The organism is Kushneria avicenniae, from assembly GCF_900112585.1.
In the GTDB taxonomy this organism is placed as follows: domain Bacteria; phylum Pseudomonadota; class Gammaproteobacteria; order Pseudomonadales; family Halomonadaceae; genus Kushneria; species Kushneria avicenniae.
Genome location: NZ_FOLY01000001.1, coordinates 378,411 through 393,706, shown reverse-complemented (window position 1 = coordinate 393,706; position 15,296 = coordinate 378,411). Strand labels below are relative to the sequence as shown.

At 59.9% G+C, this 15,296-nt stretch carries 14 protein-coding genes; 5 read left to right on the top strand and 9 right to left on the bottom strand.

The window, feature by feature from the left end; all coding sequences use genetic code 11:
• Positions 1-11: 11 nt before the first annotated feature.
• From BM079_RS01860 to BM079_RS01845, 4 genes are all read left to right on the top strand, one after another.
• A complete protein-coding gene (locus BM079_RS01860; protein WP_245742785.1) occupies positions 12-764 on the top strand; it encodes a ComF family protein in 753 nt (250 codons plus the stop codon).
• 34 nt (positions 765-798) lie between these two features.
• Positions 799-1,773 (top strand): serine/threonine protein kinase, encoded by a 975-nt coding sequence (locus BM079_RS01855; protein ID WP_090130784.1) that lies wholly within the window; start codon positions 799-801, stop codon positions 1,771-1,773.
• A gap of 95 nt (positions 1,774-1,868) precedes the next feature.
• Positions 1,869-2,423: a GTP cyclohydrolase I FolE gene (folE, locus tag BM079_RS01850; protein WP_217639618.1), complete on the top strand. Its 555-nt coding sequence runs from the start codon at positions 1,869-1,871 to the stop codon at positions 2,421-2,423.
• 126 nt (positions 2,424-2,549) lie between these two features.
• Complete coding sequence (locus BM079_RS01845; RefSeq protein WP_090130235.1) at positions 2,550-4,007, top strand: NAD-dependent succinate-semialdehyde dehydrogenase; 1,458 nt, start codon at positions 2,550-2,552, stop codon at positions 4,005-4,007.
• Between the two features lie 115 nt (positions 4,008-4,122).
• On the opposite strand, the gene BM079_RS16540 is transcribed toward BM079_RS01845, so the two are convergent.
• The 9 genes from BM079_RS16540 to ppa form a co-directional block, all read right to left on the bottom strand.
• Positions 4,123-4,479 (bottom strand): hypothetical protein, encoded by a 357-nt coding sequence (locus tag BM079_RS16540; protein ID WP_139215234.1) that lies wholly within the window; start codon positions 4,477-4,479, stop codon positions 4,123-4,125.
• A 54-nt stretch (positions 4,480-4,533) separates the two neighbouring features.
• The gene (gene purH / locus BM079_RS01840) at positions 4,534-6,147 is read right to left on the bottom strand and encodes a bifunctional phosphoribosylaminoimidazolecarboxamide formyltransferase/IMP cyclohydrolase (RefSeq protein ID WP_090130233.1); all 1,614 of its coding nucleotides are present in this window, start codon (positions 6,145-6,147) and stop codon (positions 4,534-4,536) included.
• A 52-nt stretch (positions 6,148-6,199) separates the two neighbouring features.
• Positions 6,200-6,496 carry a DNA-binding transcriptional regulator Fis gene (gene fis, locus BM079_RS01835; RefSeq protein WP_245742784.1) on the bottom strand — a complete coding sequence of 99 codons (297 nt, stop codon included), beginning with the start codon at positions 6,494-6,496 and terminating at the stop codon, positions 6,200-6,202.
• The gene (gene dusB / locus BM079_RS01830; RefSeq protein WP_090130231.1) at positions 6,493-7,506 is read right to left on the bottom strand and encodes a tRNA dihydrouridine synthase DusB; all 1,014 of its coding nucleotides are present in this window, start codon (positions 7,504-7,506) and stop codon (positions 6,493-6,495) included. Before dusB ends, fis begins: the two co-directional genes overlap by 4 nt.
• Positions 7,507-7,600: 94 nt before the next feature.
• Positions 7,601-8,521 carry a 50S ribosomal protein L11 methyltransferase gene (gene prmA / locus BM079_RS01825; RefSeq protein ID WP_090130229.1) on the bottom strand — a complete coding sequence of 307 codons (921 nt, stop codon included), beginning with the start codon at positions 8,519-8,521 and terminating at the stop codon, positions 7,601-7,603.
• A gap of 110 nt (positions 8,522-8,631) precedes the next feature.
• The gene (gene accC / locus BM079_RS01820) at positions 8,632-9,975 is read right to left on the bottom strand and encodes an acetyl-CoA carboxylase biotin carboxylase subunit (RefSeq protein ID WP_090130226.1); all 1,344 of its coding nucleotides are present in this window, start codon (positions 9,973-9,975) and stop codon (positions 8,632-8,634) included.
• A gap of 12 nt (positions 9,976-9,987) precedes the next feature.
• Complete coding sequence (accB, locus tag BM079_RS01815) at positions 9,988-10,470, bottom strand: acetyl-CoA carboxylase biotin carboxyl carrier protein (RefSeq protein WP_090130224.1); 483 nt, start codon at positions 10,468-10,470, stop codon at positions 9,988-9,990.
• A gap of 228 nt (positions 10,471-10,698) precedes the next feature.
• On the bottom strand, positions 10,699-12,678 hold the full coding sequence (dsbD, locus tag BM079_RS01810) for a protein-disulfide reductase DsbD (RefSeq protein ID WP_090130222.1): 1,980 nt from the start codon (positions 12,676-12,678) through the stop codon (positions 10,699-10,701).
• Between the two features lie 103 nt (positions 12,679-12,781).
• Complete coding sequence (gene ppa, locus BM079_RS01805) at positions 12,782-13,318, bottom strand: inorganic diphosphatase (RefSeq protein ID WP_090130220.1); 537 nt, start codon at positions 13,316-13,318, stop codon at positions 12,782-12,784.
• A gap of 229 nt (positions 13,319-13,547) precedes the next feature.
• Here ppa and BM079_RS01800 point away from each other — a divergent pair, with 229 nt between their 5' ends.
• Entirely contained in the window at positions 13,548-15,230 is a 1,683-nt protein-coding gene (locus tag BM079_RS01800; protein ID WP_090130780.1) for a bifunctional protein-serine/threonine kinase/phosphatase, read from the top strand.
• Positions 15,231-15,296 lie beyond the last annotated feature (66 nt).

The following is a 15,296-nucleotide window of genomic DNA, read 5'->3' as shown; positions in this document are numbered from 1 at the left end:
AAAGGAATATCATGAAAAATAAACCAGGGTATCCCCTGCTGGCGAAAGGCCGGGGTCTGACCGACAGACTCAATCGCATGCTGGTCCGGGCCATGCCCGGGCATTGCCATTTTTGTCTGGCAGGCATTTCAGGCGACAGACCCTGGTGTGATACCTGTTTCGAAACGCTGCCGTGGCTCGAGAGTGCCTGCCCGCTGTGCAGTGAGCCCCGGCCGACCTCCGTGCCCGCTGACATGCCCTGCGGCCACTGCCTGAAAAAGCGGCCGGATTTTGATGCCAGCCGGGTGCCTTTTCTCTATGAAGGGGAGATCGCGCGGCTGATTCAGCGGTTCAAGTTCAGCGCCGATCGTCGAGCCGGTCATGTTCTTTTTCAGCTCATGCTTCATGCGCTGGTATCCCGGCCCGGTCAGATTCAGGCCATTGTCACGGCCGACCTTCATACCAGTCGCGCGCGCAGTCGTGGATTCGATCAGACCCTGTGGCTGGGCAGACAGATTGCCTGTGCACTGAAGGTACCCCTGTATCGGGCGACACGGCTGCGTCTGACGCCGACTCAGCGAGGGCTGTCGCGTGCGGCCCGAAAGCGTAACGTTCGTCACGTCTATCGCGTGACATCAGCGCTGCCTGACTCGGTCGTGATGCTTGATGATGTCATGACCACAGGCGCAACGCTTGAAGCGCTCTCCACGGCCTGCCGCGAGGCGGGCGCCGTTCATGTCGGGGCCTGTGCGATTGCCCGTACCCCGGCGGCACGCGCAATCTGATAGCATGGCGCCTTCTGACGCGGAGGTTGCCATGGTGTCCCACCCCTTTGAACAGCTCGACCCGGCCCGCGTTGTGGCGGCCATGGAAGCGCAGGGCTTTCGTATCGAAGGCGAGCCCTTTGCGCTGAACAGCTACGAGAACCGGGTTTTTTTATGGCGCGATGATCAGAATCAGCGTTTTATCGTCAAGTTTTATCGACCCGATCGGCTCAGCGACGCTGCCATCCTGGAAGAACATGCCTTCGTTGAAGAGCTTCACTCGGCGCGCTGTCCGGTCAACCGACTCTGGCGCAACGACTCTGGTGAGACGCTGCATTATCATGATGGTTTTCGTCTGGCGATCTTCCATTTCGTGCCCGGGCAGGCACCGGAACTGGATAATCCCGAGCATCTGTTTTCACTGGGCAGCATGATCGGTCGCATGCATGCCGTGGCCCGCCGCCGGCCCTTTTCGCATCGCTCGATACTGCGGCCCCATACCATTGCGCTCGAGAGTATTGAAAGCGTTCATGCCAGTCACTGGCTCAACGCTCGCCAGCAGCGTGCCCACGAGCAGGTCAGTCAGGCACTACTGGACATGCTGCCCGACAAGGCATGGCCCGATGACGCCTTTCAGCGTGTTCACGGCGACTGTCATCTGGGCAATATTCTGGGGCGGGAAGATCATTTCACGCTGGTGGATTTTGACGACTGCGTCATGGCACCCGCCATCCAGGATCTCTGGATGCTGCTGACCGGTGAGGATGAGCCGTCCTGGCAGGCGCAGCTGGCGGAATTGATAGAAGGCTATGAAGAGCACTGCGAGCTGGACAGACAGCAGTTCGGGTGGATTGAACAGCTACGAACGCTGCGGCTGGTGCGTTATAGTGCCTGGCTGGTAGAACGCTGGAGCGATCCGGCTTTCCCGCGTGCCTTTCCCTGGCTTGCCAGTGAACATTACTGGGATCAGCATATCAGAACTCTCGAACAGCAACGTGTCGCGCTCTCGTCACCTCGCTGGCTGGCGTAAAGCAGCGTGACACGGTCTCCGGGTTCGACCGGAGCTCATCCATGCCACGGTGTCCGTATGTGACGCCGGATATACCCGAAACGCAGGAAAGAAACATGAGTCAGGAGATGGAAAACCACTACCGCGAAATCCTTTCTGCGCTGGGGGAAGACCCCGAGCGTGAAGGACTTCAGGACACGCCGGCACGGGCGGCCAAGGCGATGCAGTTCCTGACGCACGGTTATCAGCAAAGTCTTGGCGACATCGTCAACGACGCCGTATTTTCATCGGATACCGATGAGATGGTCATCGTGAAGGACATCGAGCTCTACTCGATGTGCGAGCATCACATGCTGCCCTTTATCGGCAAGTGCCATATCGGCTATCTGCCCCGAGGCAAGGTGCTGGGGCTCTCCAAGTTTGCCCGTATCGTGGACATGTACGCGCGACGCCTGCAGATCCAGGAAGAGCTGACCCGACAGATCGCCAATGCCGTACAGGACGCCACCGATGCCCGCGGTGTCGGCGTTATTGTCGAGGCACGCCACATGTGCATGATGATGCGCGGCGTTGAAAAGCAGAATTCCAGCATGAAGACATCGGTCATGCTGGGGGACTTCCGCGATAATCTGCCTTCACGTCAGGAATTTCTGACGCTGGTCTACAACTAGGCGCCATGCGTTGCCCCGGGCGCTGGAAGGTGCTCGCCGGGCAACGGTTCTCCTGTTTGATGGCATGTCCTATGCTTGGCACATCTCTTGAGTGTCGCAGGAACTTCAAATCGACAGGAGAACGACATGGAAACGTTGAACGACCAGAGCCTCTTTCGCCCCTTTGCCTACATCGACGGCAGTTGGGTGGCCGCCGACAGCGGTGAGCAGATCGAGGTCGATAACCCTGCCACGGGCGAGATCATTGCCCGGGTGCCGCGTCTGGGCGCCGATGAGGCCAACCGCGCCATTGAAGCGGCGCATGCTGCCTTTCCGGACTGGCGCGGGCGTACGGCCATCGAGCGCGCCGATATTCTCTATCGCTGGTATGAGCTGATGATCGAGCACAAGCGCGATCTTGGCCGTATCATGACGCTTGAACAGGGCAAGCCCGTCGCCGAAGCCGAAGGTGAAATCGTCTACGCGGCCAGTTTCATGCGCTGGTTCGCCGAAGAAGCGCGGCGTGTCTATGGCGATACCATTCCGGGCGCGAAGGCCAATCAGCGCATCATGGTGCTCAAGCAGCCGGTCGGTGTGGTGGGCGCCATCACGCCCTGGAATTTTCCCTCTTCGATGATTACCCGCAAGGCCGCGGCCGCGCTGGCTGCAGGCTGCCCCATCGTCATCAAGCCGGCCGGCCAGACGCCGCTGTCAGCCACGGCGCTGGCAGTGCTGGCCGAGCGTGCCGGCGTGCCGCGCGGTGTGTTCAATGTTCTACCGGGCAGCGCCAGTGATATCGGCCGGGCCATGACCGATTCTCCTCTGGTGCGCAAGATTACCTTTACCGGGTCGACCGAGGTCGGACGCAAGCTGATGTCACAGGCCTCGAATCATATTCAGAAGCTCTCGCTGGAGCTTGGCGGCAATGCACCCTTTATCGTCTTTGACGATGCCGACCTTGATGCCGCAGTGGCCGGCGCCATGGCATCGAAATTCCGCAACGCGGGGCAGACCTGCATTTGTACCAATCGGTTTCTGGTGCAGTCAGGGGTGATCAACGCTTTCTGTGAAAAGCTGGCAGCCGCGATGAATGGTGATCTGGTCGTCGGCAATGGCATGGAGGATGGCGTCAATATTGGCCCCATGATCGATGACAATGCGGTCAGCAAGGTGCACGAACACGTGCAGGACGCCATTGACAAGGGCGGGGAGCTCATGATCGGTGGTCATCAGCATACGCTGGGTGGGCGCTTTTATCAGCCAACTCTGATCAACGGTGCCGATGCATCCATGAAGGTAGCCTCTGAAGAGACCTTTGGACCCCTGGCAGCGGTATTTCCCTTTGACGATGAAGGGCAGGCGATCAGCATGGCCAACGATACCGAATTTGGTCTGGCGGCCTATTTCTATACGCGTGATGCCGGGCGCATCTGGCGTGTGGGCGAGGCGCTTGAATACGGCATCGTGGGGGTCAACGAGGGGCTGGTGTCCAACGCTGCAGCACCGTTTGGCGGCATGAAAGAGTCCGGATTGGGGCGCGAAGGCTCACACTACGGGCTGGATGAGTACATGGAAACAAAGTATCTGTGCATGACGATCCAGTGATGACGCTGGCGTCACAGCCCTCCATGAACCCTCAAAAAACCCCGCTCCGGCGGGGTTTTGGGTACCGATACCGGTGTGGCCGATCATGCCGGCCGGTCCGGTCAGGCATGTGTGTTTACGAGCACATGCCGGTGCTGGCCTGAGCCGCCGGTGTGAATGACCAGCTTTCTACCTTGGAGTAGTGGTAGGTTCCTGCTGTTGTGACAGCGGTCATGGCAACGGCAATGGTGATTTTTTTCAGTGTCCATCCCTTGATGGCGAATGACTTCCACATTTGAGGCTTCTCCGGATTTTTTTGGTTTTTTGCCCTTGCAGGTGAGAACAGCCAGCACTGACCAGGCAATGCATTCTGCTGGTATAACGGTTTCAAAATTGTGCCGATTGGATTAAGTCTGGGTTCAGCGAGAAACTTTTTATCGAATAGATGCCACGCTTTTTTTGCAGTCATTGCATATAAAAAAAGAGCCGCCATTCTGTGATGGCGGCCCTTCTGGAGGGGATATGAAACTGTTTTAGGAAAACAGTTTTAGTGGCGGAAATGGCGCATACCGGTAAAGACCATGGTCATGCCGGCTTCGTCGGCGGCCTTGATGACCTCCTCATCACGCATGGAGCCGCCAGGCTGAATCACTGCCGTAATGCCGGCTGCCGCAGCATTGTCGATGCCATCACGGAAGGGGAAGAAGGCATCCGAGGCCATGACGCTGCCCTTGACCTCAAGGCCGGCATGCTCTGCCTTGATGGCTGCGATCCGGGCAGAATTGACGCGGCTCATCTGACCGGCACCCACACCCACGGTCTGGCCGTTACGGGCGTAGACAATGGCGTTGGATTTCACATATTTGGCAACCTTCCAGGCAAACAGCAGATCATCGAGCTCCTCGCTGGAGGGCGCGCGCTGTGTGACCGTGCGCAGCTCCGCTTCGGTCACCATGCCATCATCGCGTGACTGCACCAGCAGGCCGCCGGTGACACGCTTGTAATCAAAGCTTTCGGCGGCACTGTCAGGCCATGCACCGCACTCCAGCAGACGCACGTTTTTCTTGTCGGCAACCGCCTTGCGAGCGGCATCGCTGATGGTGGGTGCGATGATGACTTCAACAAACTGGCGTTCGACGATGGCAGCTGCCGTGTCGCCATCAAGCTCGCGGTTGAAGGCAATGATACCGCCGAAGGCAGATTCACTGTCAGTGGCGAAGGCGAGCTCATAGGCGCTTTTGAGCTGGCCGTCACGGCTGATGCCAACGCCACAGGGGTTGGCATGCTTGACGATGACACAGGCCGGGGCATCAAACGTCTTGACGCATTCAAGGGCTGCGTCGGTATCGGCCACGTTGTTGTAGGACAGTTCCTTGCCCTGCAGCTGCACGGCGCTGGCGACGCTACCCGATGCCGGATCATTCTCGGTATAAAAGGCGGCCTGCTGATGCGGGTTTTCGCCGTAGCGCATCTGCTGGCGCTTGTGGAACTGGGTCGACCAGGTGCGAGGCAGGGCTTTAGTGTCGCTGTCACCGGTTTCAACGATGCCGCCAAGGTAGCTGGCAATGGCGGCGTCGTAACCTGCTGTATGCTCAAAAGCCTTGACGGCCAGATCAAAGCGCAGGGCGTTGTCGGTTCCCTGAGCATTACCCTCCATCGCGTCAAGCACCCGGGTGTAATCGGTCGGATCCACTACGATGGTGGTGTAGGCATGATTCTTGGCGCAGGCACGCACCATGGTGGGCCCGCCGATATCGATGTTTTCGATGGCGCGCGCCAGCGTGCAGTCCGGGTCGGCTACGGTCTCCTCGAAGGGATAAAGATTGACCACCACCATGTCGATCGGGGCGATGTCATGCTCGGCCATGACGTTATCATCCTGACCGCGACGTCCCAGAATGCCACCGTGGATGCGCGGGTGCAGGGTCTTGACCCGGCCGTCCATGATTTCCGGGAAGCCGGTGTGCTCGGAGACTTCGGTCACGGCAATGCCCTGTTCATTGAGAAGGCGCCAAGTGCCGCCGGTCGACAGCAGCTCCACGCCAAGATCAGCGAGGCGGCGGGCGAAGTCCACGATGCCTTCCTTGTTGGACACGCTGATCAGAGCGCGGCGAATGGGCATGTGATCGTGGGGCATGGCGGTCTCGTCTTGATGGGTCATGAGGTTTCCGTGGCAGGCAGTAAGCGTGTCATGCGTGATCCGGGCAGTGGTCTCAGATCAGGTCGTACTGTTTGAGCTTCTTGCGCAATGTTCCGCGATTAAGGCCCAGCATCTGCGATGCCTGGGTCTGATTGCCGCGGGTATGGGCCATGACAGAGCGTAGAAGGGGGGCTTCTACTTCGGCCATGACCATGTTGTACAGGTCGGTGACGTTTTCACCATCAAGATGGGAAAAATACAGCGACATGGCCTGATCAACCGCCTCACGCAGCGTGCGTGACTGTGACGGATGCTGGTGAAGTTGAATGGGGGATTCACCCTCGTGATCAGACAATGGATGACTACTCATGCGGCACGCGTTCCATCTATGGGGGCGAACGGAGAATTTTCGGCGAAGAGCACCTGCAAAAAGCGCTGCTGCTCTTCGCAGTCTTCAAGGGTATTGAATTCGCGGCGCCAGCGTTCGCCATGCTCGGCGCCGGCGAGATACCAGCCAATATGCTTGCGCGCGATACGGACGCCCATGTGCTCGCCATACAGCGCATAAAGGGCTTCCAGGTGATCGGTCATGACCCCTGCACGCTCGCTGGCGGTGGGCGATGCCAGAAGGCTGCCGCTTTCAAGATAGTGCTCGATCTCGCGAAATATCCAGGGGTTGCCCTGGGCGGCACGGCCGACCATGACAGCATCCGCGCCGGTATGCGCCAGAACCTCGCGCGCCTTTTCGGGACCGTTGATGTCACCGTTGGCAAAGACCGGTATCGAAAGCTCGGACTTGATCCGGGCAATGGTGTCGTATTCGGCTTCGCCCTGATAGCGCTGCTCGCGGGTGCGGCCGTGAACGCTCAGCGCTGCAATGCCTGCCGATTCTGCCATGCGGGCGATGGTGAGCGCGTTGCGGGTCCTGTCACACCAGCCGGTGCGGATCTTGAGCGTTACCGGGATGTCCACGGCGCTGACCACGCGTTCAAGAATCTCGGCGACCAGCGCCTCATCACGCATCAGGGCTGATCCTGCCGCCTTGTTACAGACCTTCTTGGCCGGGCAGCCCATGTTGATGTCGATGATTTCGGCACCGTTGTCAGCATTGACGCGGGCGGCGTCTGCCAGCATGGCGGCGTCGCCGCCGGCAATCTGAACCGAGCGCGGGCCGGGCTCGCCGCTGTGATCCAGCCGCAGGCGCGATTTGGGCGTGTGCCACAGCCGCTTGTCGGCCGTTACCATCTCGGAAACCACCAGGCCTGCGCCCAGCGTTCTGCACAGCTGGCGAAAGGGGCGATCGGTGATTCCCGCCATGGGCGCAAGAATGACGCGCCCGGTCAGCCGGTGAGGGCCGATACAGGGCAGTCCGCTAACCATTGAAAACTTGATCCGGAAAAGGGAGGAACATGATAGCGACCTGAGCGCCGATCTTGAAGGGCCAGGTCGCGTTGCTTCGCCGAAAGAATGGTGCTCAGCCGGCCTCGCCGGGGCGATAGCCTTCGACGCAGACCCAGCCTTCACGCTCGCGGGGCTCATTCATGTAGAGTCCCTGATCACGATAGGCCTCAAGGATTTCGTCGGCCTGGTGCGACAGAATGCCCGAGAGTGCCAGGCGACCGCCCTGGGCCACATGGCCGGCAATCATGGGGGCAAGTTCGACCAGCGGTCCGGCCAGAATGTTGGCCACCACCACGTCAAAGCGTTCCTGCGGGGCCTGTTCGGGGAGATACAGGTCGAAGTCATGCTCCTTTACCTCGTTGCGCCCGGCATTGTCGCGGCTGGCCAGCAGGGCCTGCGGGTCGATATCGGTACCGACGGCGTGAGCGGCCCCCAGCTTGAGCGCGGCAATGGCCAGAATGCCCGAGCCGCAACCGATGTCGATAAGGTGCTTTTGCTCGAGTTCACCGGCCACGGCCAGTTCATCCAGCCACTGCAGGCACAGTGCGGTGGTCGGATGCGTTCCAGTGCCGAAGGCAAGGCCCGGGTCGAGCATCAGATTGACGGCATCGATCTCCGGCGGATCAAACCAGCTGGGCACGATCCACAGGCGCTGTCCCATCTTCAGGGGCTCAAAACCGTCCATCCATTCACGGCTCCAGTCGCGGTCTTCGAGCACCTCATATTCGATCTCGGGGCAAGGCTCATCGCCGACGGCGCTTGCCCAGCGCTCGCGCACCCGATCAAGCATGTCGCTGACGCCTTCGAGATTGTCATAAAGACCGGTCAGAACGGTCTGATTCCACAGGGGGGTAGTGCCACGCTCGGGCTCGAAAACCGGGTCATCAACGGCGTCTTCAAGCGTGATGGCCTGAGCACCCTCGTTGGTCAGAAGCTCTTCGAGCAGCTCGGCGTGTTCAGGCGCGATATGCGCCCTGAGTTGAAGCCAGGCCATAAGGCCTCCTCAAGCCGGGTGAGAGACAGTCAAATCTGCCATAAAAGCATCAGGGGGCGATGCGATCGCCCCCTGATGGGTCCAGTACCATGACCGCTGGGCAGCGGATATCAGTGCAGGCCCAGTTTCTTTTCAAGATAGTGGATGTTGACCCCGCCGCGCTGGAATTCCTGGTCGCGTACCAGATCCTTTTGCAGATCGATGTTGGTCTTGATGCCCTCGACCAGCAGCTCGTCCAGTGCGTTCTGCATGCGCGTCAGCGCGCTTTCGCGATGCTCACCCCAGGTGATCAGCTTGCCGATCAGGGAGTCGTAGTTGGGCGGCACCGTATAGCCGGTATACAGATGCGAATCCATGCGCACGCCCAGGCCGCCGGGGGCGTGGTAAAAGCTGATTTTGCCCGGCGAGGGGATAAAGGTGCGCGAATCCTCGGCATTGATGCGGCACTCGAAGGCGTGACCGTTGATCACCACATCTTCCTGACGAATGGACAGGGGGATGCCGGAGGCGATCTTGAGCTGTTCCTTGACGATGTCGACACCGGTGACCATTTCGGTGACTGGATGCTCCACCTGAACACGCGTGTTCATCTCGATAAAGAAGAATTCGCCGTTTTCATACAGGAACTCGAAGGTGCCGGCGCCGCGATAGCCGATCTCGATACAGGCATCCACGCAGGCCTTGAGTACGTTCTCGCGGGCCTTCTCATCAATATGGGGCGCCGGCGCTTCCTCGAGCACCTTCTGATGACGACGCTGTAGCGAACAGTCACGGTCATAAAGGTGGATGGCGTTGCCCTGACCATCGGCCAGCACCTGTACCTCAACGTGGCGCGGACGCTCGAGATACTTCTCCATATAGACGACATCACTACCAAAGGCGGCATTGGCCTCCGATTTGGTGACGGCAACGGCTGACACCAGCTGCGACTCCTCGCGCACCACGCGCATGCCGCGACCACCGCCACCGGCGGCGGCCTTGATCATCACCGGGAAGCCGATGCGACGGCCGATCTCGACGATTTCGGCATCGTTGTCGGGCAGCGGGCCGTCGGAGCCTGGTACCGTCGGAACGCCGGCCTTCTTCATGGATTCGATGGCCGAGACCTTGTCACCCATGGTGCGAATGACGTCTGCGGTCGGGCCCACAAAGACAAAGCCCGAGCGCTCGACCTGTTCGGCGAAGTTGGCGTTTTCGGAGAGAAAGCCGTAACCCGGATGGATGGCAGTGGCATCCGTGACCTCGGCGGCTGAAATCAGTGCCGGGATGTTGAGATACGACGCCGGGGAGGGCGCAGGGCCGATGCATACCGCTTCATCGGCAAGGCGGACGTGAATCAGGTCGCGGTCGGCCTTTGAGTGGACCGCTACTGTCTTGATACCGAGCTCCTTGCAGGCGCGCAGTATGCGTAGTGCGATTTCGCCGCGATTGGCGATCAGTACCTTTTCCAGCATGCTGAAGTCCTGTCAGGCAATGATGATCATGGGCTGGTCAAATTCGACCGGCTCGCCATCTTCGACAAGAATGGCATCGATCACGCCGTCCTTGTCTGCTTCGATCTGGTTCATCATCTTCATGGCTTCAACGATGCAGATGGTATCTCCCTTTCTGACGCTCTGGCCGATCTCGACGAAGGACTTGGCACCGGGTGCCGGAGAGCGGTAGAAGGTGCCTACCATGGGAGAGAGCACCTGATGACCGGCCGGAACGGCAGGGGCGGACTCTTCGGCAGCGCCAGCAGCCGGTGCGCCGCCGGAAGCCCCCTGAGGGGCCTGCTGCTGGGGCTGCGGATAATAGCCCATCGGTGCCTGGGGCATCATGGCCTGGCCCTGCTGCCCGGGCAGGTTACGGCTGATGCGAACGGACTCCTCGCCTTCCTGAATCTCGATTTCGCTGATGTTGGATTCTTCCAGCAGCTCGATGAGCTTCTTGACCTTGCGAATGTCCATGACAATACCTGTTGATCGATCGTGGCCCGTTCTACACGGGTACGGAAAATAAACCCTGTCATCAGGCAGCGGGCGTGCCCTCTGACGCCTCATGGTTAACCTGAAGGCCAACCGGCAAGATAGCGACATGATCTCAGACGATCACACCGCCGCAAATGTGTTGGAGGAGTTTGCCGAAAAAAGCGAACGGTGTCCAGAAAGTCACAAAACGATAAGGATGAAATCCGGTCAGGTATTTTCCGCGACTTTCCCGAGTAGATTACTCATCTGCTCGCGACTGATTTCCCCCTGGGTGCGCAGTGAACGCATCTCTTTTCCATTGCTGAAAAAGAGCAGGGCGGGCGGGCCGAAAAGGCTGTAGCGCTTGAGCAGCGCACGCGCCTCGCTGTCGTTGTCCGTGACATCCAGCCGGATCAGATCAAGACCCTGTAGTCGGGTGCGGATGTCGGGATTTTCCAGCACATCACGCTCAAAGCGTCGGCAGCTGATGCACCAGTCGGCGTAGACGTCAATCATGACGGGCCTGTCGGCATGATCGATCCGGCGATCGAGTGCCTCACGGGTTGTCACGGTGGTCAGGTCGAGTGTCGCATGGCGGCTGTCGGTTGAGGTCATGTTGTGACCTGCCAGCGGTGCCCATGGATCATCATGGCCCATGGCGGCGCCAGTCAGGCAAAGTGCGCCCCAGAGCGTGATCATCAGCGCAAGCGCCTGACGCAGACGGCCCCAGAGCGTGTTGACGACATGTGACAGAGCGCCCATGCCCATACCGGTCAATACCGCAAGTCCGCCCCACAGGGCCAGTGACAGCGTATCGGGCAGCAGCCGTTCCAGCAGCCACAGGGCAACGCCTGCCAGCGCCACGGCAAAAAGCTGACGTACGCCTTCCATCCAGGGCCCACGGCGCGGCAGCCAGCCGGCCCCGAGCGTGGCGACCAGGATCAGGGGAAGGCCCATGCCAAGCCCCAGCACCAGCAGCGCCAGCATGCCGGTCAATGGGTCCGAGCCCGCCGACAGGTAGACCAGAACGCCGGCCAGCGGTGCGGAGATGCAGGGAGAGACAATCAGGGTAGACAGCGCACCGGCAAGCATCGCGCCCGGCAGCCCCGCCCGACGCAGTTGATCCTGCCAGCCATTGATGCGCTGCTGAAAGCGTGTGCCCGGTGAGAACTGCCAGACATCCAGCAGCCACAGGGCAAACACCAGAAACAGAAAGGCAAAGGGCACCAGCACCCAGGGCGACTGCAGTCTGGCCTGCAGGTTGAGACCGGCACCGAAAAGGCCCATCAGGGTGCCCAGGGCGGCGTAGGTCAGTGACATACCGGCCACATAGGCTGAGGAAAGCTTCAGCGCCCGCCGCCTGTTCGCATTCTGTCCAACTACCAGTGTGGTCACGATGGGCAGCATGGGCAGCACGCAGGGCGTGAAGGCAAGCCCGAGTCCGGCCAGCAGGAAAAGACCCATCATCAGCGGCAGGCTGGATTGACCCGGCAGCGCGGTCAGCGCCGTGCCATTCGGAGCTTCGTCGCTGCGCTCTTCATTGCTGTCGGGAGGCGGGTCGCCCGGCATCAAAGCGTTGGCAAAGCGCTCGGGCGTGTTGCCGACAGCGGCCTGAATATGTCTCGTTTCGGGCGAATAGCAAAGGCCCGCCTCGGCGCACCCCTGAAAATCGACGCGAAGCGGGATCGGGGCATCGTCAGGCAGCGGTGTTTCCAGCGTGACGGTGACGATCAGGGGGTGATGGAAAACTTCGACATCGCCCAGAAACTCGTCGTGAATGGCTTCACCGCGCGGAACATCAGGTTCGCTCAGCCGGACATCGTCGCGATCGCTTTGAATGTTGAAGCGATGTCGATAGAGATAGTAGTCATCAGCGCTGGCAAATCCCACCTTGATCGTATTGCCTTCACGCCATGCCCTGTAGGTAAATGCCTGATCGACAGGCAGGAAGTCGCCATTGGTGCTGGCGTCTCTGGAGGAGCTCTGCCACGGCATGCCGGACGCGCTGTCATTCTCGACGTGGCTGGCGCCTTCGACGGCGGTGCTGTCATCGCTTGAAGAGAAAAAATTGCCGGCGGGTGCCGAGGTTGAAAGCATCATTACCAGCAGTATGACGATCAATGAAAACAGGGCGCGCGCCATCATGAACTCCGCAGCGCTGGCATTTATAATGCCGAAGGTGAAGGACAGTGGGGGTGAATAAAACATGTCGCGGCGCTGCTGCACCGCGACATGTTGATGGAAAGACAGTTTTTCAGCGAAAGGGTTCGCCGATCAGTCCTTCGGGGAGCATCGGATCAGGAAAAGATGATCAGTTGCTTTCCTTCTGGAAGGCATCGATGGATTTCTCGATGGCCTTGATGGCCGCGGCCCTGTCGCCCCAGCTGTCGATCTTGACCCACTTGCCCTTTTCAAGATCCTTGTAGTTCTCGAAGAAATGCGCGATCTGCTGACGCAGCAGCTCGGGAAGGTCGGTCACTTCCTCGACATCGTCATAGGCGGCGGAAAGCTTCTGATGGGGCACGCAGACCAGCTTGGCGTCTTCACCGGCTTCATCGGTCATGTGCAGGATGCCCACGGGGCGTGCACGAATGACGCTGCCGGGCTGTACCGGGTAGGGCGTGACGACCAGTGCATCCAGCGGGTCGCCGTCGTCGGCCAGCGTGTTGGGGATGAAACCGTAGTTGGCCGGGTAGAACATCGGTGTCGGCATGAAGCGATCGACCAGCAGCGCGTCGAGATCCTTGTCGATTTCATACTTGATCGGCGTATGGTTGGCCGGAATTTCAATCGCCACGAACAGATCGTGGGGGACATCCTTGCCGGCGGGGATCCTGTCGAAACTCATCGATCGAGTCCTTGCGTTTGCGGGGTGAAAATTCGAGAGTGAAAATCGTGGAAAATTATACGAACCAGGCAGCACGATTACCAATCCCCTCGATCGGCAGCTCCCGATCCGCACAATACGATAAATCCGTTGCCTCGTAAAAAAGGATGCCAGTAACGTGCAAAGTGGCCTGTCACTAAGTTTTGGGCATGCGTTCGTGGCGCCCGATCATCGCCGTCATCGCTCCTCGATGTCGGTCCAGATCCCCGAAAATGCTCGTCAGCTCGAAAGCAAGGGCGCCTGTGCGATCATTGCGGACTCCACCTGGCGCAACGCCATTGCCCGTCAGGCGAGCGATATTTCAGTGCGCGGCTTTCTCAGCGACTACTACTCAACACCCGATCACTGGGACATCAAGACTTCGGCCACGAGAGTGCTGCGCGCGCTCAATGGCTGGTGTTACAGCCAGAGCCGCTACGTTCAGGGCGGCAGCTATATCAGCTCGCTGTCGGCCGTTATTTTCCGTAGCCGTGAAAGCTTTCTGTTTCATATGGGCGACACGCTGGTCTTTCGCCTGCGCGGCGCCGAGTTCGAGCAGCTCTCGCGCGATCATGTCACGGATCTGGGCGGCTATCGCTATCCCTCCCGTGCGCTGGGCATGGACAACAACATCGACATCGATCACATGAGCCTGCCGCTCAAGCAGGGCGATGTCTTTTTGTTCACTTCTCAGGCAGTACGGGGCACGCTTACCCCCACCGACTACGTGCACGCGATTCGTCAAAGGGACAGCGACCTTGATGCGGCCTGCGAACGCCTGGCCGACATGGCGCGCGAGCGGGCCGGAGCGCGCGGCTATGGTGCCGAAACCTTTTGCTTTCAGCTGGTGCGCATTGATGCACTGCCCGAAGAGGACATGGGATCGCCTGTCCAGCTTCCCGGTCAGCTACCGATTCCGGCCGAGCTCGAAGTGGGCGACCGGCTGGACGGTTTTGTGATCGAGTCGATCATTTCCAGAACGGCGCGGGCACACGTTTATGGCGTCAGGGACGAAACCTCGCTGCGCCGGATGGTGATGAAGGTACCCAGTCCCGAACTGTCGTCCAGAAATACCTATCTGGAGCATTTTCTGCTCCAGCAGTGGATCGGCGAGCGAGTGCGCTCTACCTTCGTAGTCAGGGTTGTGTCGCCGCCGCGCCCTCGTCGGCATCTTTATTATCTGATGCGGCCCGTCGAGGGGTTGCCGCTGGATCGCTGGCTGGAGCAGCACCCCGAGGCCAGCATCGATCAGCGTCTTGATATCGCGCGCCAGCTGGCCCGCGCCGTCCATTCGCTGCACCGTCGCGACATTCTCCATCAGGCCATACGTCCCGATAACATCATGATCGATCAGCATGAACAGGTCGTGCTGATCGATTTCGGTGCCTGTGCCCGCCGCCTTGATGATGACAACAACGCGGCGCTGGCGCTGGCCCGCGATGGCGGACTGGGCATGCACAGCGCTCCGGAATACGCGTTGAAACTGGGGGTGAGTCGTCGCAGCGATCAGTACTCGCTGGCCTCGACCATTTACTGGCTGCTGACCGGCATCATGCCCTATGCCATTGCACCCGACACGCTCGATAGCGAAGAGGCCCTGTCGACGCTGGACTATCGTCCAGCTCGCCGGATCAATCCGCGTGTGCCGGCGTCTCTGGACATTGCGCTGGAACGCGCGCTGTCACCGCGTCGAGCGCTGCGTTTCAGGCGCCTGTCCGAGCTGGTTCAGGCGCTGCGCCATGCCACGGCATCGGCCGATGAGGGTGGCGCGGATGATATGGTCTCTTTACCCGAGAAGCGACAGCCCGCCGCGCCGCGGCAGGGAACGCTTCGTCTGTGGCAGGGGATTGCGGCCGCACTGTTGCTGCTGGTGGTCATCATGATGTTCCAGTAGGGCCTTCCATTCAACGCAAGGCATGAAAAACCCCCGGCCACTGACAATAGTGGCCGGGGGTTTGAG

What these genes read in the sequence shown, in the direction of transcription:
- dsbD (WP_090130222.1), bottom strand. Translation starts at nt 12,678, where the DNA reads ATGTTTTATTCACCCCCACTGTCCTTCACCTTCGGCATTATAAATGCC.
- BM079_RS16540 (WP_139215234.1), bottom strand. Translation starts at nt 4,479, where the DNA reads ATGGCGGCTCTTTTTTTATATGCAATGACTGCAAAAAAAGCGTGGCAT.
- BM079_RS01845 (WP_090130235.1), top strand. Translation starts at nt 2,550, where the DNA reads ATGGAAACGTTGAACGACCAGAGCCTCTTTCGCCCCTTTGCCTACATC.
- accB (WP_090130224.1), bottom strand. Translation starts at nt 10,470, where the DNA reads ATGGACATTCGCAAGGTCAAGAAGCTCATCGAGCTGCTGGAAGAATCC.
- ppa (WP_090130220.1), bottom strand. Translation starts at nt 13,318, where the DNA reads ATGAGTTTCGACAGGATCCCCGCCGGCAAGGATGTCCCCCACGATCTG.
- folE (WP_217639618.1), top strand. Translation starts at nt 1,869, where the DNA reads ATGAGTCAGGAGATGGAAAACCACTACCGCGAAATCCTTTCTGCGCTG.
- fis (WP_245742784.1), bottom strand. Translation starts at nt 6,496, where the DNA reads ATGAGTAGTCATCCATTGTCTGATCACGAGGGTGAATCCCCCATTCAA.
- dusB (WP_090130231.1), bottom strand. Translation starts at nt 7,506, where the DNA reads ATGGTTAGCGGACTGCCCTGTATCGGCCCTCACCGGCTGACCGGGCGC.
- BM079_RS01860 (WP_245742785.1), top strand. Translation starts at nt 12, where the DNA reads ATGAAAAATAAACCAGGGTATCCCCTGCTGGCGAAAGGCCGGGGTCTG.
- BM079_RS01800 (WP_090130780.1), top strand. Translation starts at nt 13,548, where the DNA reads ATGTCGGTCCAGATCCCCGAAAATGCTCGTCAGCTCGAAAGCAAGGGC.
- accC (WP_090130226.1), bottom strand. Translation starts at nt 9,975, where the DNA reads ATGCTGGAAAAGGTACTGATCGCCAATCGCGGCGAAATCGCACTACGC.
- prmA (WP_090130229.1), bottom strand. Translation starts at nt 8,521, where the DNA reads ATGGCCTGGCTTCAACTCAGGGCGCATATCGCGCCTGAACACGCCGAG.
- purH (WP_090130233.1), bottom strand. Translation starts at nt 6,147, where the DNA reads ATGACCCATCAAGACGAGACCGCCATGCCCCACGATCACATGCCCATT.